This is a genomic window from Pseudomonas sp. AB6 (assembly GCF_034314105.1).
Taxonomy (GTDB): domain Bacteria; phylum Pseudomonadota; class Gammaproteobacteria; order Pseudomonadales; family Pseudomonadaceae; genus Aquipseudomonas.
The window spans coordinates 572593-592074 of record NZ_JAVIWJ010000001.1 but is presented as its reverse complement, the minus strand read 5'-3'; the positions used below and the strand labels follow the sequence as shown (position 1 = coordinate 592074).

Sequence of the window (19482 nt, the reverse complement as noted above, 5' to 3'; positions counted from 1 at the left end):
TTGAACCACTCCCCGATCCCGCTGCCCGATTCAATATCACTCATCAGCAGGAGGTTTTATGCGAACCCTCAATCTGGCTGGCTCATCCGTTCCTGTCATCGGCCAAGGCACCTGGCACATTGGCGAAGACGCTTCCCAGCGAAAGGATGAAGTTGCCGCGCTGCGTCTAGGTATCGAGCTTGGCATGACGTTGATTGATACCGCCGAGATGTACGCCGAGGGCGATGCTGAAAGGGTCGTCGGCGAGGCTATTGCCGGGCGGCGCGACCAGGTGTATTTGGTCAGTAAGGTGTACCCGCACAACTCCAGCCGCAAAGGCCTTCCGGCGGCGTGCGAACGGAGCCTGCAGCGGCTGGGCACCGACTACATCGATCTGTACCTGCTGCACTGGCCTGGGCAATACCCCCTCGAAGAAACAGCCGAAGCCTTTGAGCGGTTGCGGGAGGCAGGCAAGATTGGCCGCTGGGGGGTGTCCAATTTTGATGTCTCTGACCTGCTGGAGCTCGACGACCCGGCCTGTGCCACCAACCAAGTGCTGTACAACATCGAACAGCGCGGCATCGAGTTTGACCTGTTGCCCTGGAGCCAGGCGAACGGCATGCCGCTAATGGCCTACTCGCCGATTGCCCAAGGCGGACGCTTGTTGAAAAGTCCGGTGCTACGGGCTATCGCCGCCCGATATAACGCCACGCCGGCGCAAATTTGTCTGGCGTGGGTTCTGCGCCATCCGGGGGTGATCGCCATCCCAAAAGCGGTTGAGGCTGAACACTTGCACCTCAACGCAGTGGCCGCGCAGTGGGTATTGAGCGACGACGACTTGAATGCAATCGAGAATGCCTGGCCTGCGCCCATTCATAAACAACCGCTAACCATGATATGAGCAACCGATAGACCCGATTAAAAAACCTGCTATTCAGCAAAATGGATTCAAGAATTTGCGGCGCCAGCCGACTCTGTGGTTATAAGCCTTTGGGGACGGTAAACCCGGACTCAAAGGGACATGGACGTCATCATCGCGCGCCGTTCAACGCGCGGAATGCCTCTGCCCCTTGGCCACGAGATACCGCCCATGTTCTTGCAAAAATCCCTCAGAGCTCAGATTTTGGCGTTACTCGGCGGCAGCCTATTAGCGATGCTGGTGATCGCGTTGGCGTGCTTTAACTTCTTGTCTACCGGCGTGCAAAATTATAAGGAACTGATCGAGGGGCCGCTGCATACCTCACAACTGCTTGATGAAGCCAATCTTCAATTCAAGATTCAGGTTCAGGAGTGGAAGAACGTCTTGCTGCGCGGTAAGCAGCCTGCCGAGCTGAACAAATACTGGGGACAGTTCGACGAGCGCCAAATTCAGGTGCAAGCCATTCTGAGTCAACTGATCACTGAGACCAATGCCAACCCTGCGTTGAAGTCGAGCATTGAACAATTGCGGGAAAGCCATCGCGTGCTGGGGACTAACTACCAGAAAGGCCGTGATGCCTTTGTTGCTGCCAACGGTGACCCAACGGTGGGCGATTCCGCCGTTAAAGGCATGGATCGCGCAGCTAGCGAGCAAATGAGCACGCTGGTCACCCAATTACGAGCACAGGGCAATCAGCGATCTGAAATGATTAGCGCTGACGCAAACCGCACCATTTTGCTCGGTATCGGGGTCATGCTAGGGTCGGGGCTGGCTATTGGCTTGTTGAGCCTATGGCTGCTCAATCGTAATTTGATCGATCCGATTCGACGCCTGATCGAGTACGTCGCTCAACTCAGTCAAGGCCGATTTGGTCAGCGGGTCAACGCCGAACGCCAAGATGAATTGGGTCGCCTGGCGGTGGCTGCCAATACCCTGCGAGACTTTCTGGCTGAAACGTTCAGTAGTCTGAAACGCAGCGCCTCAGACTTGGACGGCGCCAGCGGCGAGCTAAGCGCGATTGCGCAGTTGATCTCCCAGGGCACCACCGAGCAATTCGACCGCACCGATCAAGTCGCCACTGCGATGAATGAGATGTCGGCCACCGCTCAGGAAGTGGCTCGCCACGCTGCGCAAGCGGCCACCGCCGCCGATCAAGCCGACCATAGTGCCCAACAAGGCGAGCAGGTCATGCGCACTACTATTTCTGCGATCACTCATATGCGCGGAGAGATTTCCAACACTGCATTGGTCATCCGCCAATTGGAAACAGACAGCGGCCGCATCAGCAAGGTGCTTGAGGTCATTCGCGGTATTGCCGAGCAAACCAACTTGCTGGCTCTGAACGCGGCCATCGAAGCGGCACGCGCAGGCGACGCTGGACGTGGTTTCGCCGTAGTCGCCGACGAAGTTCGCAGTCTGGCGCAACGCACCGCCGCTTCGACCGCTGAGATCAATCACATCATTAGCACCGTGCAAACTGGCGCCGTCGAAGCGGTGAAAGCTATTGAAAGCGGTCAATCCCGGAGCGAGGAAAGTGTGCAGCAAGTCACCGAAGCTGGCCTGATGTTGCGCCGTATCACCGAAGCGGTGGAAGCGATCCGTGACATGAATCGCCAAATCGCCACGGCCGCCGAAGAGCAAACATCAGTTGCCGAAGACATTTCACGCAACTTGACCGAAATTACTCAAATCGCCAACGCGAACCAAGACAACGTAAAACGCACTGAAACGGCCAGTCGTAACCTGCACGGTTTATCGGGTCAGTTGAATGAAGTCACGGCCCGTCTGAGCGCCTGACTTTAGCTGTAAAGACTGCAAGAAGCGCTCGCCATGATGCGGGATCGCAAGCCTGTAACCATGACAGGCGCTTCCCGGTCAGCGAGCAGCTGTCATCTCGTTTGAGCGATAACCGTGCCGACCTGGGCGCAATGCGTCGGGTGTTGGTGCGCTTGCATCGGCTGTTGGCGCTAGAGCCGGGTTCACTCATGCGCGTGCTGAACCGTCCACCCGCCTGGTTGCTGGAAGCTGAAAGACACATAACCAGTTGCTCAGCGCTATCATAAGTTTGTCACATTCTGTAATGATCATAGGGTGAACTCCAATAAACAGGACTTCACATCATGCCCAGCAATTCCTTGGCGCCGGATTCGCTGCTCCAAGCATCTGGCTCTAGACTGCGAATAGACCGTAAACCGAGCTTGCTCACCTGGATTGTTTTTTTTGCCATACTCGGCTGCGGCTTGTTATTTACTGCCTACAGCCTGATGCATGACGTCGATAACGTAGGCTCTGCGGTAATCACTTGGACGCCATTTCTGTTGTTAGGCGTCGCGTTGTTGATCGCGCTCGGATTTGAATTCGTTAACGGTTTCCATGACACCGCCAATGCCGTGGCGACGGTAATTTACACCCATTCACTGCCGCCCAATTTCGCGGTGGCCTGGTCCGGTTGCTTCAACTTTCTTGGTGTGCTGACCTCAAGCGGCGCAGTGGCATTCGGCATCATTGCATTACTGCCGGTAGAGCTGATTTTGCAGGTGGGTTCATCGGCCGGCTTTGCGATGATTTTCGCATTATTGATTGCGGCAATATTGTGGAATTTGGGCACATGGTGGCTTGGGCTGCCAGCTTCTTCATCGCACACCTTAATCGGATCAATCATCGGCGTCGGCGTGTCCAATGCCCTGATGCATGGTCGCGACGGCACCAGCGGGGTCGATTGGAGCCAAGCAATCAAAATCGGCTATTCGCTGCTGCTATCGCCCTTGATTGGCTTTGCGTTCGCCGCATTGCTGTTGGTGGTGATGCGCATATTTATCAAGAACCGAGCTTTGTATAGGGCACCAGAAGGCAGCGCCCCGCCTCCCCTGTGGATTCGAGGCCTGTTGATTCTGACCTGCACCGGAGTGTCGTTCGCCCACGGGTCCAACGATGGGCAAAAAGGCATGGGCCTGATTATGTTGATCTTGGTCGGCACCTTGCCCATGGCCTATGCACTTAACCGCGCGATGCCGGCTGATCAGTCGGTGCAGTTCGCGGCAGTGGCCCAGGTCACGCAACAGGCATTAAACAAAAGTGTTACCCAGCCAGCCCCGGCCGATCCGCGCCTAGAGCTGACGACTTACGTGCGCACTAAACAGGCCACGCCGACGCTGATCCCGGCCCTTGCAGCCATGACCGGCAAAATCGGCATTCAGGTGGGCGATTACGGTTCGCTTTCGAAAGTGCCCGCCGAAGCTACGGCCAACGTACGAAATGACATGTACTTGACATCAGAAACGATTCGCTTGATCACCGCGAACAAAGTCGGGAATTTCGACGCTGATACCCAGGCCAAGTTGCAACAGTTTAAGGCGCAGATCGACACTGCTACGCGGTTCATACCGCTGTGGGTCAAAATCGCAGTGGCTGTGGCACTGGGCCTCGGAACCATGGTGGGCTGGAAGCGGATCGTCGTGACCGTCGGCGAGAAGATCGGCAAAACCCACCTGACCTACGCACAGGGCGCTTCGGCAGAGCTGGTGGCAATGGTTACCATCGGTGCAGCGGACATGTATGGGCTGCCGGTTTCAACTACCCACGTTCTGTCGTCGGGTGTGGCTGGGGCTATGGTCGCCAACGGTTCTGGGCTGCAAATGCGTACCCTGCGCAACTTGGCGATGGCGTGGGTGTTGACGCTGCCAGCGGCGATGGTGCTATCCGGTTCGCTGTACTGGTTATTTACTCAGATTTTTTGAATGCTTTGCCTTGCCTCTATCGTCATCAGCCCAGTCCGGTGTTACGTCGCCGCTCTGGCTGGTGGCGTGCTCACCCATGGAAGTACCGATGACCCGGTTCTGACCTGACTTGGTAACGATCCCTCTTCATCAATCGAAAAAAAAGGCGCTTGACCTTAACCTGATGGCAAGGTTGATGCTGTGGGTCAAATCACCCATGGAGCCCCAGTGATGATCGCGTCCACTACCGCCAACCTTTCTATTTCAGGCATGACCTGTGCCTCTTGTTCGGGGCGTGTCGAACGGGCGCTGAACAAAGTCGCAGGGGTTAAGAGTGCTAGCGTTAACCTCGCAACCGAGCGCGCCCGGATTGAACTGGTCGGGCCCACTGACCTGGCTGCATTGATCGCCGCGGTCGATGATGCCGGCTACAGCGCACGCCCCATCGAAGACCGACAGACCACCTTGAAGCAGCAGCAAAAACACCTGCACACCGAACGGCTAATCCTGCTGCTGGCCATTATCTTGGCAGTGCCACTGGTGGTTCCGATGCTGTTGCAACCGTTTGGGGTGCATTGGATGTTGGCCCCATGGATGCAATTTGCCTTGGCTACCCCCGTACAATTTGTTTTCGGTGCCCGATTTTATATTGCCGCATGGAAAGCCGTTCGGGCCAGGTCCGGGAACATGGACCTATTGGTCGCATTGGGTACCAGTGCCGGTTACGGGCTGAGCGTGTACGAATGGGCAAAGACTTCAGCTGGCAACATGCCGCATCTGTATTTCGAAGCGTCGGCGGTGGTGATCGCCTTAGTGCTGCTGGGCAAATACCTGGAAAGCCGCGCTAAACGACAAACCGCCGGGGCTATCCGCGCCCTTGAAGCGCTGCGTCCAGAGCGCGCAATACAGATAGTCGATGGCCAGGAACGGGACGTAGCCATCAGCGCCCTGCGCTTGAACGACGTGGTGTCGGTCAAACCCGGTGAGCGTTTTCCGGTGGACGGTGAGGTGATCGAAGGCCAAAGCCACGCCGACGAGGCTCTGATCAGCGGCGAGAGCCTGCCGGTGTTCAAACAGCCTGGGGATAAAGTGACCGGCGGCGCAATTAATGGCGAAGGTCGGCTGCACGTCAAAACAACCGCCATCGGCGCCGAATCAGTATTGTCACGAATTATTCGTCTGGTGGAGGATGCTCAAGCGGCAAAAGCACCGATCCAGAAGCTGGTGGACAGAGTCAGTGAGGTCTTCGTCCCAGTAGTACTGCTGATCGCTGTCGTGACCCTACTGGGGTGGTTATGGGTCGGCGTTCCCGTAGAAGTTGCGCTAATCAATGCGGTGGCGGTGCTGGTCATTGCCTGCCCTTGTGCACTGGGATTAGCGACCCCCACTGCGATCATGGCTGGGACGGGCGTTGCTGCACGCTTTGGCATTCTAATCAAAGACGCTGAATCTCTGGAACGCGCCCATGAGGTGACGGCCGTGGTTCTCGACAAGACTGGCACCTTAACCTCGGGCAAACCGCGTATCAGCCATGTATCTGCGGTGGATGGTAATCAACAACAGTTGCTGCAATGGGCCGGCGCGCTGCAACTGGGCAGTGAGCACCCCTTGGCTAAAGCTGTTCTGGACGCATGTAAAGAGCAGCATTTATCTGTCGCGTCAGTGACGGCTAGCCAGTCTTTGACGGGACGGGGCATCACCGGCACGGTGGACGGAAGATCATTGGCTTTGGGCAGCCACCGGATCTTGCAAGAGAACGGTCTCGACATGGCGGGGATGGCAGCCGATGCGCAGGCATGGGAGTCCGAGGGTCAAACGTTGTCCTGGTTGATTGAGATTGGGCCGCTACCCTCGTTACTGGGGCTATTTGCTTTTGGTGACACGCTCAAGCCTGGGGCCGATCAAGCCATCAAACAACTGACTGCGCGACACATCAGTAGCCACCTGTTAACGGGCGATAATCAAGGCAGTGCCCGATGGGTGGCTCAAGCCCTGGGCATCGCCGATGTGCACGCACAAGTTCTGCCCGCAGACAAGGCAGCCATGGTGATTGAACTGAAAAAAACCAGAGTGGTCGCTATGGTTGGCGACGGCATCAACGATGCCCCGGCCCTGGCCGCTGCCGATGTCGGCATTGCGATGGGCGGGGGCACCGATGTCGCGATGCACACTGCGGGCATCACCCTGATGCGCGGCGACCCGTTACTGATCCCCGCTGCACTGGACATCAGTCGCAAGACCTACGCGAAGATTCGGCAAAATCTGTTCTGGGCATTCGTCTTCAACATGGTCGGCATTCCATTGGCAGCGTTCGGTTTCCTTAATCCGGTCATCGCCGGCGCCGCCATGGCCTTATCTAGCGTCTCGGTGGTCAGCAACGCGCTGCTGTTGAAAACCTGGAGGCCTTCGGGGGAGTAAAACTTGCGAGAGTAGGCTTGCTTGCGATGGAGCGCGAAGCGGTCCTGCAGCCCGGCAAGCCTCTTATAGTCAGAACTTATCGTGCAGATTGTATATGCGTCTTGGAATTAACTGCTGTACCCGCTCATGATCCGCCCAAACCCTACTGCGTACCTTAACGCTAACGGAGTTATTCCCATGCAACAGTCACATGCGTATCAAGACCCAACGTTGGCCCTGACAACAGACATCCTGGCGATAAAAGCTCGCAAAAATCTGTCATGGCAGGACCTTACCGACGGCACTGGCCTGAGTTTGGCTTACGTCACGGCAGCAATCCTGGGCCAACATCCATTGCCAGAAGACGCTGCAAAAATAGTCGGGGCACGCTTGGGCCTTGATGATGACGCCATTGCTCGTCTGCAAATTATTCCGTTGCGGGGCAGCATTGCTGGCGGCGTTCCAACCGACCCGACCATCTACCGCTTTTATGAAATGATTCAAATCTACGGCACCACATTAAAAGCGCTGGTTCATGAACAATTCGGCGACGGCATCATCAGCGCGATCAACTTCAAACTGGACATAAAAAAAGTTGAAGACCCTGAAGGCGGTTCCCGCGCGGTCATCACGCTTGACGGAAAATTTCTGCCTTTACGCCCGTTCTGATAACGGGCGCTAACGTCTGAGAAACTCACGATTTAGACGATCTGTCGCAAACCAGCGAGCCTTTGCACCCGAGAACAGAGCTAACCGCTCTATCATGAATTGATTCTGGAGCTCCGCGCCTGACTTTTTGATTCCGAGAGGTTCGTTTCATGACTACCGTGACTATGTATACGACTAGCACCTGCCCCTACTGCCGGAACGCTAAATCCTTGCTTGCCAGCAAGGGCGTGGAGGTACAGGAGTTTAATATCGAATTCGATTCCGTCCGACGCAAGGAAATGACGGCTCTGAGCGGCCGCCGCAGTGTGCCGCAGATTTTCATCGGCGATCATCACATCGGCGGCTTCGATGATCTGGCCGCGTTGGATCGTCAAGGTGGACTAATGGTCCTGCTGGCCTGAAACCGTTTAACCAGCGCTCAGGCGTTTGGCAGCTTGGTATCAAAATACGATCGTCCATATCTTGTGCAGTGATCGTCTACGCTTTTCCAAGCCATCCCATTGATAAGGTCAGATCCCCATGAAAACTCCCGGTCCCGATCACCCTATTACCCTCTCTCCTGTTAAGGGGCGTGTCACGGTCAAGTTCCAAGATGTAGTCGTTGCGCAGACCGAAAACGCCGTGAAACTCCAAGAAGCTAATTACCCAGCGGTTTTTTATATTCCTCGATCCGATATTCGGGCTGAACGTTACACACGCACCGAACATCAAACCCATTGCCCATACAAAGGTGAAGCTCATTACTACAGCCTGAACGCTGACGGCAAAACGGCTCTAAACGCAGTGTGGACCTATGATGAGCCCTTTCCATCGGTGGCTGAAATAAAGGAACACGTAGCCTTTTACACCGACAAGGTAACCTTCGAGGTAGACGCCGCGTAAGGTAAAACCAAACGCTTTTGAGCCGTAACGCGTTATCGCTTTTCGGGCCGGGACGGGGTGCATAGGTACTCCGCCTCGACCCGGTCATGAATAGAACGTAATAGGCCCTGCATCCTTTGGAAATGGCAAAGGATCAGCAGACTCGCTGAAAGACGGATTCACCGGAGAGAAAAACCTGATGACCAGCACCTCAAGCGAGCTACGCGACGCCCCCGACAGTAACGCATTACTCAAGCGCTATCTGACCACTCGATGCAGGACCGAGAGCCTGATCGAACCGCTCAGCGCCGAGGACATGGTCGTTCAGTCTATGCCGGACGCAAGCCCCGCCAAATGGCACATTGCTCATACCAGCTGGTTTTTTGAAACCTTCCTACTGCGTGAAAACATGGCGGACTACCGCCCCTTCGACCCGACGTTCGCGTACCTGTTCAACTCGTATTACGAAGCCATTGGCCCGCGCCAGCCGCGCCCCCACCGTGGGTTGATGACACGTCCAACCGTGGATCAGATAGTGGACTACCGCAAGTACGTCGACGCACACATGCGCATCCTGTTGCAGTCGCCGCTGAATAAATCGATGTCGGACTTGATCGAGTTAGGCCTGTCTCACGAAGAGCAGCATCAAGAACTGTTGCTTATGGACATCCTGCACCTGTTCAGCGTTTCCTCGCTCAAACCCGCTTATGACCCGCGCTGGGCGAAAGATGTGTCTGGGCGTCGTGGTCAGTTCAAACCCCTTAAAGGCGGCTTGACTGAAATCGGCCATAAGGGCAAAGGGTTCGCATTCGACAATGAGGGCCCGCGACACACCACGTTCCTCCAGTCGTTCGAAATCAGTGATCGATTGGTGACTAACGGCGAATGGCTAGCGTTCATGGCAGACGGCGGTTACAGCAAGGTCGGGCTTTGGCTGTCAGACGGTTGGGCAACGGTTCAGTCCGAGGGCTGGAACTCGCCGGTGTATTGGCAGCACGATGAACAGGGTTGGAAGCACATGACCTTGCGCGGGCTGGAAGCAATTGACCCTGCGGCCCCGGTGATTAGTATCAGCTATTACGAAGCGGCGGCTTTCGCCCATTGGGCAGATGCGCGCCTTCCTACCGAAGCTGAATGGGAAGCTGCCGCTGAAGCTGGCTTGCTGGAGCAAGTCGACGATGTGGCCTGGCAATGGACGCAAAGCGCATACAGCGCCTATCCAGGGTTCCGGCCAGCTGACAGCGCAGTGGGTGAATACAACGGCAAATTCATGGTGAACGTAATGGTATTGCGCGGCGGTGCCAGCATCACCACCCCGGGCCATTGCCGCACCACATACCGCAATTTTTTCGGCCCGGACAAGCGTTGGATGTTTTCCGGCCTACGCCTGGCCCGCGATAAGCGCCAACCTGGGGTAGTCAACAGTCACGACAGCGAGTTTGCCCGCGACGTAGTAACCGGATTGTCGGCTCCCGTGAAAAATCTTTCGCCAAAATATTTCTATGACGCGGCAGGCTCAGAACTATTTGAAGCCATTTGCCAGACCGCCGAATATTACCCGACTCGGGCCGAAACGGGCCTTCTGGCCAACGTCGCGCAGCAGATCGCTGCACTGATTCCAGCGGGTGCGGCATTAGTAGAATTTGGCAGCGGTGCCAGTGAAAAAACCCGGCTTTTGCTCGATTCGGCGCCACAAATCGCTGTTTACGTGCCCATCGACATCAGCGCCAACGCTTTGAAGAAAGCTGCGGCACTGTTGAAAAAGAACTACCCCGCACTGAACGTAGCTCCACAAATCGATGATTTTAGTCGAGCGATGCAACTTCCTGCTGAGGTCGTTGGGCATACCTGCGTGGGGTTCTTCCCCGGCTCAACCATCGGCAACTTTACTCACCCACAGGCAGTGACGTTTCTGCGCTCTGCCCATGCGCTGCTGGGTAAAGGGGCACACTTCATTGTCGGTGTAGATTTGGTCAAGAACGCCGATATCTTGGTGGCCGCGTATGACGATGCCGAGGGAGTCACAGGCCGTTTCAACAAAAACCTGTTGACCCGCATCAACCGTGAACTCGACGGCAACTTTAACGTTGACGTATTTGAGCACTTGGCACTGTGGAACGAAGTCGACGAGCGCATGGAGATGCATCTGGTCAGCCAGAATGAACAAGTGGTCAAAGTTGCTGGGCATACCTTCCACTTCGCCGCTGGAGAGCGCCTGCACACTGAGAACTCCCACAAATTTACCGTCGAATCGTTTACCGCCCTCGCCGCAAGCGCAGGTTGGTCAGTGGATGACTTCTGGGTGAGTGATGAGCCGCAGGTGGCGTTATTCAGTTTGAAAGCGTAACACTCGAGTCTCTATTCTTCTGTAGAAGCCAACTTTTTGAAGAGGCTGCGTATCTGACACGCGTCGCGTGAAACTCTTCGTCAAGTTGGCGCCCTGAAGAAGACTGTGTAGCCGAGCCAGCTTTTCGACAAAATATGGGCCAGTGTTCCGATCCTATCGGCATTAGTATCTGGGGGCTCCACCGTTTACAGTGGGTAATCTATTCTCCAGCCCATGAATGGATTGCAACGGTGTATGAGCAGATTATCGAGCCATGGCTAAACCAACACATCGCGACAAATTACTGACCGAAGGCCTTAAGGTCGTACATGAACGCGGATTCGCTGGCGCTAGCGTGCGGGACATTGTGCAAGCGGCGGGCGTACCTCAAGGTTCGTTTACCAACCACTTCATCTCCAAAGAGCTTTTTGGTCTGGAGATTCTCGATCTTTATGCCGTGAACACGCATGTGGTGCTTGATCGGACCTTGCGCAACGCCTCGCTTTTACCCTTGGCACGGTTGCGTAGTTTTTTTGATTTTCATCAACAAACGCTTGAAAACGGTTGCCTTAAAATGGGATGCCTATACGGTAACCTCGCCGCTGAAACCAGTGAACATAGCGACATCATCCGTAATCGGCTGGTAGAAATATTCGCTTCGTTGCAGGACAACATCGCTGACTGCCTTAAGCAAGCGGTGGCCGCCGGGGAGTTGCATGATGGGTTCGAGTGCGAACATACCGCGTTATTCATTGTTTCTTCCCTGCAAGGTGCAGTGTTGATAGGAAAGGCTCAGCGCAGCACCGAGCCGCTAAAAAGCCTTATTGATATTCTGTTTAATAATCTGCTGCATTGAGCTGATCCTGCTCTCGAACTCGGCCCGCCATACCGCACTGGCAGGATCCGGCCAGTGTTTCTCGCCCCCTGCGAGAACCAGAACAATAAAGATGCAGGTATACAGTGAATGAGCAGCGAGATTTTATTACCCCTGATTCACGACCCCGACGCCGTATTGGTCAGCGTCAGAAATCAGATCGGTCATTTGACCCTCAATCGGCCCGCTGGCATGAACGCCATCAACCTGAAAATGGTTCGCACGCTGCAAGTGCAACTCGATCAATGGGTCCTAGATGAGCAAATCGTCGCTGTCGTGTTGCGCGGCTGCGGCAACAAGGCGTTTTGCACAGGTGGCGATGTTCGTTCGCTGTACGACAGCTATAAGAACGGTCTAACGGTTCATTTGGACTTTTTCTTCGAAGAATACGCCCTCGCCTTGACGCTTCATCATTACCGCAAACCAGTGCTTGCGCTCATGGACGGCTATGTTTTGGGCGGTGGATTAGGCTTGGCCCAGAGCGCCGATCTGCGAGTGGTCACCGAGCGCAGCCGATTGGCGATGCCACAGGTATCAATCGGTAATTTTCCGGACGTAGGCGGCAGTTATTTTCTCCCTCGCCTACCGGGTGAATTGGGCATCTATCTCGGCGTAACCGGAGTACAAATCAGCGCAGCGGATGCGCTGTACTGCGGGCTGGCTGACTGGCAGGTGGACAGCGAATTATTGCCGCGACTGGACAAGGAGCTGGACCGCCTGCCATGGAGCGGCAATGCCCTCAAAGACTTGCAAAGCCTGCTGGCAAAAATGGCAGTGCAGCAGTTGCCTGATGCGCCACTGCAAAAGCTGCGCCCCGTTATCGATCACTTTTTTGGCCTGCCCGATATTCCGAGCATTGTCGAGCAGTTACGCGAAGTCACCGTGGCCAATAGTCACGCGTGGGCTTTACAAACCGCCAATTTAATGAAAAGCCGATCACCGTTGGCGATGGCGGTAACGCTGGCACTGCTGCGTCGCGGACGTCGTCTGCCACTGGAAGCGTGTTTTGAAATGGAATTGCATCTGGACAGTTTGTGGTTCGAACATGGCGACCTGATTGAGGGCGTGCGCGCGATGATCATCGACAAGGACAAACAACCGAAGTGGAACCCGCCCACCTTGCAGGCATTGACTGCCAAGCACGTCGAACGCTTCTTCATCGAACAAGGGGACTGACGCGATGCACGATCTTGAGCTGACCGAAGAGCAAGTGATGATTCGCGACATGGCGCGCGACTTTGCCCGCAATGAAATCGCGCCCCACGCCCAAGCGTGGGAGAAAGCCGGCTGGATCGACGATAAGTTGGTTGCCACTATGGGTGAATTGGGCTTGCTGGGAATGGTGGTTCCCGAAGCATGGGGCGGCACGTACCTCGATTACGTAGCCTATGCGCTGGCCGTAGAGGAAATTTCTGCGGGCGACGGCGCCACTGGCGCATTGATGAGCATCCATAATTCAGTGGGATGTGGCCCCGTGCTCAACTACGGCACTGAGGCCCAAAAACAGACTTGGTTACCGGCATTGACCAGCGGTCAGGCGATTGGTTGTTTCTGCCTGACCGAACCGCAGGCTGGTTCTGAAGCGCATAACCTGCGCACCCGCGCCGAACTGCACGAGGGCCACTGGGTCATCAACGGGGCCAAACAGTTCGTCAGCAATGGCAAGCGTGCCAAGCTGGCCATTGTGTTTGCGGTGACTGACCCGGAGTTGGGCAAGAAAGGCCTGTCGGCGTTTCTGGTGCCCACCGACACACCTGGATTTATTGTTAATCGTACCGAACACAAAATGGGCATTCGCGCGTCCGACACCTGCGCCGTCACGTTGAATGACTGCAGGATTCCCGCTGCCAACTTGCTCGGCGAGCGCGGTAAAGGACTGAGCATTGCCCTGTCCAACCTTGAAGGTGGGCGCATTGGCATCGCCGCCCAGGCATTGGGCATCGCCCGTGCCGCGTTTGAAGCCGCATTGGCCTATGCACGCGAGCGGGTGCAATTCGACAAGCCGATTATCGAGCATCAAAGCATCGCCAATATGCTCGCCGATATGCATACCCAATTGAACGCGTCACGCTTGCTGATCTTGCACGCAGCGCGCCTGCGCACTGCCGGAAAACCCTGCTTATCAGAAGCGTCCCAAGCCAAACTGTTTGCTTCGGAAATGGCCGAGAAAGTCTGTTCCAAAGCCGTGCAGATCCATGGCGGTTACGGCTACCTGGAAGATTATCCGGTGGAGCGCTACTACCGTGACGCACGAATTACGCAGATATACGAAGGATCCAGCGAAATCCAACGACTCGTGATTGCCCGTGAGTTGCGTCACTACTCCCTCTGAGATCCCAGACGGTCGAGCCGCTTAAAAGCGGCTCGTGTTTCAACGAGGTTTCATCTGGGTGTAGGCACGCGCATCAGGGCATAAAACTGTCCCGGCCCAGCAGCATGATCAACAGCGTCAACGAGTCAGCATTGTTCAGCAAAATCTTCCCACGCATTTCGTCGTTGGCCAGAAACTCCACTCGAGCTTCTACCAGGTTCTCCTTTCCGGTCACACCCAAAATGAACACTTTGCCCTCCCCTGGGTCGTCATTGAGGTCTTCCCATCGACCATTTTTAAAATGCTTGAACAACTGAATAATAGGCGTCTGATGCGAAAGGAAACGTTGCTGCATTTCTTCCACGTCCGCCTTGAGTTGAACGAGGGTGGGCGTGTCGTCGGCCATCAAGTCAAGGAAAGGCGCCGTGGACTCCAAATACGCAATATCGAACGTATCGTTACTCAGGTGAGAAAGCTCATGGATGACCGTGGCTGCTCGGGAATGAGTGGTCAACTCGAAGCTGGGACTTCCAAAAACCGGAGTCTTGAGTTGATAAAGTGGCGGCCGAAAGAACAGCTCACTCAGGTAGATACGAAGAAGTGGATCTTGTTTAAGCGTGAACGCAACGGTGGTTTCATTTCCTATCCGATTCAATCCAATGACAAACCGGGGAGACGAGTAAGGGGCTAGCGATGCGTCCATCACTGAATTAAACAACCCCGTCACCGATTTTTTGATTGCGCCTACCAGCTCTGCGCTGGGTGTTTGCACACCAAAAAAAACAGTGAGGATTTGATTCGTCTTCGGATGCAGCGTCAGGCCAGTTCCAGGTATGCTCAGATTATCCAAACACGTTTCAACGTAGCGTTTAGCTTGTAAATGGGCGCGACCAATCTGTCGCGCGCGTTCTCGATACGACTGCCGTATCTGAGGCATTCCGGTTGCCAGTACGGAAAACTCCTCATCGACCAAACTGTTAACCTGATCGACCGTAAGTCCGGTGGGAGACTTTATGCGAGTCAGGTTGCCTCCCCCTCCTTTTAGCCCCCAATGGATATTAAGCTCCCATTTCAGGTCCTGATTAAGCCGGAGGTTTGGACCAACTTTGTCACCTTTGATGATGTGCCAGACATCTCCGTCCCTGTGTACCTCGTAAACCTTGCCAGCCACTGCCGCGTAACTTTTAAGCGTCATCGGGGCCTGATAGACGTTGAGCAGTTCATCCTTCAACAAATCACCGAGTGCGATCTCCGACGCTTCGAATGCCTGTAACCGTCGTTTTACTTGCGCAGGTAACTGGGTGTTTTGCCATGAATATTCAGGCAGAGAAACCAACCTGCTTAACCGAAAAGTCACAGGACGCTTGAACTCTGCCGCTTCTGCCACAGACTGCTTTGTCAGCGCCAAAATCGACAAGGCAACGGTGAATTCGCCCAATGCCTGACCCCAATTTTGACTCGCAACCGAGGCCGCCGATGACTCCAAAAACAAGAGACTTTGCCAGGCAGCTATCATCTCACCGAGCTCACCCGGTAAGAAAATCAGCATCTGCTCGACACCGAGCGTCATTAGGTAGGTGAACGATTCCCAATCAGCCTGTGCTGTGGTTACCGTCTGTTGTTTTGCAACTTGCTTGAGTAATCCCACGGTGTCTTCAAACAGATACGTCAGAATATTGCCTTGTATGGGTTCGTAGTTGAGCGCCACTGGGCCTAACGAAAACATTGGAAAGTCTACGTAAAATTCGACACTCCAGAGCGGGGGCAGGTTGAAGCTGTGATGCCCATAACGCGCCTGCGCGTCAGCTGAAACACGCTGCATCACCTGTGATTGCAAGTTGCTTGATTTTCGGATGTCGTTTAACAAACTGTCGCGGTCAACGTATTCCTTAAAGCAAAACTGCGAATTCAAAACCGAATAGAGAATGACCGGCCCTATGGCTGGGTCCTTTGGAGCAATGACATAAAACCCTGGAATTGTATCTACCACAGCCCCGGCTTTAGCTATCAGCTGCAACGGATACAGGGCTATTGCCTCCCCATGTACCGGCTGCTGTGCAAGGTGATCGGGCATATTCATCAAGGCTTCAATGTAGTCATAAGCGCGAGAAGTGAGTGGACCCTCTAGTTTTTTTTGGAATGCCAATTCGATCATCATCGCAGGCCACTGTTTGAGAAAAAGCGCTTTGCGGATAGGGTAATCCAGCCCGCTGCTGTCGAGTTTTTGCGCCAGTAATTGTTGAAATTTGGCCCCTACATCTAATGTGCGTATCAACGTTCTAAGATAAGTAGGGGTCAACAGTGTAGAGGCCTGATCATTTTGAGTGGAACTTAGGCTCAGCGTTGCACCCTGCACGTATGCAAAATGATTCAACGCAAAGGCAGTCAAACTTTCAGTTTTGGTGTCCGTTGCTGCCGGGAGAAAAGACGGCGTCTGACCCGGACCCGTTGGAGCGCCGACATACCGCGTGAGGGTAACTTGCAAAAGATTGGGATCGAATGACTGATCGGGGAAATCGGCCTGCAACTGCTTGATGACTTGTTCGCGAGCGAACCCGTTCAGGTATGGAATACCGAATAAAAAGCCATGTTCCGAGATACTGATCTGAGCGAAATCCATTAGCACTTCTGCATACTTATCCAAGTCCTGCGCCGAGGCATTTTTTAACCAGGCGGGCAAACGTGCTCCAAATAACACACTCTGAATTCTCGCCGATAAGAGTTCATACGCTACACCTGTCAACTCTTCAGCCTGAGCGGCGGCGATGAGGTTGCCGAACAGTTTTGCGTCGACCCCGCACCGCGAACCAAATTGAAAGGCGTGCGCCACGCCTTGAACTCGGCGATTGAGTTCAACCGTTTGCAGGTGAGTAATAAAATCCCCATCGATCTGACGCAGATCAATTGAAAGCAGAGCCTCCTCGGGAAGCTCAAGTTGTTTGCGAACAGTCCTTTTCTCCAGCTCAGGAAAAAAATCCAGCCAATCCTCACGTTGCTCACAACTTCTGAGGCTAGCAATCAAAGCCAGTTTAAGTGCTGCAACAGAGTCGAGCACACGCATTCCCTGAGAAGGTGCCCAGAACAGCAGCTTACTGTTCGTGCGCAGAGGCTGTTGCACCACGAAAACATTGGTCATTTGCACCGCAGGAACGTTCTGTTTATAGGTCAACCACACGCTGTGAACTTCGACGGCATCGTTCCCGAACGTACCGCGCAAACTGCGCACGGGAAAGTTCAGCGCTTGCTCGAAGGCGTCACAAACGTCTACATCAGAGGTGTCCAGACGCCTGGCCAGATCCAGCTCAGTACGTAACAAGACACTCCAAATATGACGAGAGAGCCCAGCGGGAAACAGTTCGCGGTCACCGCGGCGAAGGTACTGTGCATCGAATTGTTGAGTCTGATAAGTCAGAGCAGGTAAAAGCTGTGACTTGGCGCGATCAAGCACATAATTGAGTAACTGGGGTGTCAGCCGAACAACGTTGTCGGGCGGCACCAAGGTTTCCGGCGTGATCAGAATCTGACTGTGGGCGGAAATATCGACGCGGCGATGTCCACTGGCACGCTCAAGCAGTAACGTAACAAGGTCGACATTAGTCTGGCTCGGCGGGGTGGTATTCATCGTCGACACCCGCTGCGGTTCCAGCAACTGCACCTGGACATTGCCAGCATCCAGATGACCTTCGCCTATTACAGCCAACTGCTTGTTCAATACTGCCCTGGCACACTCTGCAACCTTGGGCTGCGCTTTCCACATTCGTGCGGTACCGTCGTCGAGCAGCCGTATCAGCTCTATCCATGACGACATACTTGAAACGGCCTCACTCCCCCCTGCATCAGAAGCCGCGGCTGCGGGTAGCGAAGATAGCGTTGTTCGCCAGGTTTCATCGAAAGTAGCCGGTCCCTCATGCCACCGATCACGACTTCCCAGTCGGATCAGACGCTGATCGATCAGATGACGAACGTCCAACGCATCGTCGATCATCACTACGATTTGGCTGGGGTTTAGCCGAGGCTGCTTAAGTGCATACAATAAATTACTGTTTTGCAGAGAGATGATCGAATCGACGAAAGCCCAAAACGGCTCGCCCCTATCAATGACGTCAAATTCCAACGCCCAACGCTGCTTGGCGTTGACCCAGGCATGGTCTTGCAACGGCAGATACTTCAGCAGCTCAGCACACCCCTGGGGGGTTGAAAAATGGTTCCAGAGTTCGAGTCGATCACGGAACCGACGCAATCCTTTTTCCGCCGAATACACAATTAACTCCGGCAGTGAAGGCACGACGGACTCAAGCACAAACACGCCGGCAAGCGTTGAACGTCGTTGGTTACCGTCTGAAAACGCAAGCTTTACGACTGATATGGGTCCGCCATCGCCCCAATGTATTAGATGCGGATCAAGGAGCATGCTGATTCGCCGAAAATCATGAGCGCTTAGAAATGCATCGTGCCTGCGCGCATACAGCTGTTGACGAAAAGCATCCGCCAGAGCGTCAGCAACATATTCACGACGCGTCTGGCCCTTACCAACGGGCGACCACCAAAATTTACCTAATTGAGTTTCGAACGTTGCCGACAGCCCCTGGATCGTATTGACCAATGCTTGCCGGAACGGTTGTGCTTGAACGTCATCAAGGGTTTTACCAACCAAATCGATATAACGTCGCTCGCTGCCATTGAGCAATGGAACACCACAGAAATCATCCAGCACCGCTGCCATGAGGTTTTGCTCCCCAGCGATGTATTGTTCCGATTTCGCCGACGCGGGGGCCTGCACTATCTGTAAAAGATGGGTCGATGGATCAATAACCATGTCGGGCATTGCCGTCACGAACGCTTGTTGCAAGCCGTGCTTCAATGCCGCATGCAGCGAAGGCAACTGCCCCAAATGCTGGGCGAGCTCTTCGATTTTTTCAACTTGGTGATCGATGATTTCGAACATTCTGTGTTCGAACAACGGCCGCTCAATGACGGCATCTTCAAAGGTTGGCACCTCATCGGTTCTCGAACCGAAACGTTGTAATAAAGTGGCTAGCAGTTGCTCGCGATCATCGAATCGCTCTAGGCCATACAACAAGGTGTTCAGATAAACGATGGTGTAACCAGATGGATAGCTGATCTGCACTGCAGCAGCCAGCTCAAGATTGGAGGGTAAACCGCCGGTTTTTATCAGGCTGTCCAAACGCGGCGGATTCCAGCCTTGGTGCGTGGGGCGAGGGTTCACTAACGTTAGTAACCATGAGGCCTCGGCCTCATCAATGCGCTCGGCAACAAGCGCATCCATGACATCTTGAGTGAATCGCTGCTTGAGTGATTCGGTATGAAAGTAAGGGCGTGAATCTGAGGGGTTAGAGGCCAGGATTGAACGGGACGACATGACAAGCTTCCTTCGTGGACGCCGCTTCTCGGGAAGTGGACCCCGCAAGC

At 54.5% G+C, this 19482-nt stretch carries 12 protein-coding genes and 2 pseudogenes; 13 read left to right on the top strand and 1 reads right to left on the bottom strand.

Annotated features, from left to right (window positions below):
- The first annotated feature begins 58 nt into the window (after positions 1 to 58).
- The 13 genes and pseudogenes from RGW60_RS02740 (at position 59) to RGW60_RS02685 (ending at position 14073) form a co-directional block, all read left to right on the top strand.
- Positions 59 to 880 carry an aldo/keto reductase gene (locus RGW60_RS02740; RefSeq protein ID WP_322201913.1) on the top strand — a complete coding sequence of 274 codons (822 nt, stop codon included), beginning with the start codon at positions 59 to 61 and terminating at the stop codon, positions 878 to 880.
- 120 nt (positions 881 to 1000) lie between these two features.
- Positions 1001 to 1810 (top strand): annotated as a pseudogene (locus RGW60_RS23635) (HAMP domain-containing protein); the annotation flags it as partial.
- A 171-nt stretch (positions 1811 to 1981) separates the two neighbouring features.
- Positions 1982 to 2695 carry a methyl-accepting chemotaxis protein gene (locus RGW60_RS23630; RefSeq protein WP_407074055.1) on the top strand — a complete coding sequence of 238 codons (714 nt, stop codon included), beginning with the start codon at positions 1982 to 1984 and terminating at the stop codon, positions 2693 to 2695.
- An 89-nt stretch (positions 2696 to 2784) separates the two neighbouring features.
- Positions 2785 to 2928 (top strand): annotated as a pseudogene (locus RGW60_RS02730) (magnesium transporter CorA); the annotation flags it as partial.
- A gap of 90 nt (positions 2929 to 3018) precedes the next feature.
- Positions 3019 to 4635 (top strand): inorganic phosphate transporter, encoded by a 1617-nt coding sequence (locus RGW60_RS02725; RefSeq protein WP_322201909.1) that lies wholly within the window; start codon positions 3019 to 3021, stop codon positions 4633 to 4635.
- Between the two features lie 210 nt (positions 4636 to 4845).
- Complete coding sequence (locus RGW60_RS02720; protein ID WP_322201907.1) at positions 4846 to 7032, top strand: heavy metal translocating P-type ATPase; 2187 nt, start codon at positions 4846 to 4848, stop codon at positions 7030 to 7032.
- A 177-nt stretch (positions 7033 to 7209) separates the two neighbouring features.
- A complete protein-coding gene (cynS, locus tag RGW60_RS02715) occupies positions 7210 to 7680 on the top strand; it encodes a cyanase (RefSeq protein WP_322201905.1) in 471 nt (156 codons plus the stop codon).
- Between the two features lie 149 nt (positions 7681 to 7829).
- A complete protein-coding gene (gene grxC / locus RGW60_RS02710; protein WP_322201903.1) occupies positions 7830 to 8081 on the top strand; it encodes a glutaredoxin 3 in 252 nt (83 codons plus the stop codon).
- Between the two features lie 118 nt (positions 8082 to 8199).
- Complete coding sequence (locus tag RGW60_RS02705; protein ID WP_322201901.1) at positions 8200 to 8562, top strand: DUF427 domain-containing protein; 363 nt, start codon at positions 8200 to 8202, stop codon at positions 8560 to 8562.
- Between the two features lie 178 nt (positions 8563 to 8740).
- Positions 8741 to 10888, top strand: a complete 2148-nt coding sequence (gene egtB / locus RGW60_RS02700) for an ergothioneine biosynthesis protein EgtB (RefSeq protein ID WP_322201899.1) — start codon at positions 8741 to 8743, stop codon at positions 10886 to 10888.
- A gap of 253 nt (positions 10889 to 11141) precedes the next feature.
- Positions 11142 to 11723, top strand: coding sequence for a TetR family transcriptional regulator C-terminal domain-containing protein (locus RGW60_RS02695; protein WP_322201897.1), 582 nt, complete (start codon positions 11142 to 11144; stop codon positions 11721 to 11723).
- 108 nt (positions 11724 to 11831) lie between these two features.
- A complete protein-coding gene (locus RGW60_RS02690) occupies positions 11832 to 12917 on the top strand; it encodes an enoyl-CoA hydratase/isomerase family protein (RefSeq protein WP_322201895.1) in 1086 nt (361 codons plus the stop codon).
- 4 nt (positions 12918 to 12921) lie between these two features.
- Positions 12922 to 14073, top strand: coding sequence for an acyl-CoA dehydrogenase family protein (locus RGW60_RS02685; protein ID WP_322201892.1), 1152 nt, complete (start codon positions 12922 to 12924; stop codon positions 14071 to 14073).
- Positions 14074 to 14146: 73 nt separating this feature from the next.
- Here RGW60_RS02685 and RGW60_RS02680 read toward each other — a convergent pair whose 3' ends face one another.
- Positions 14147 to 19432, bottom strand: a complete 5286-nt coding sequence (locus RGW60_RS02680) for a dermonecrotic toxin domain-containing protein (RefSeq protein ID WP_322201890.1) — start codon at positions 19430 to 19432, stop codon at positions 14147 to 14149.
- Between the last annotated feature and the right edge of the window lie 50 nt (positions 19433 to 19482).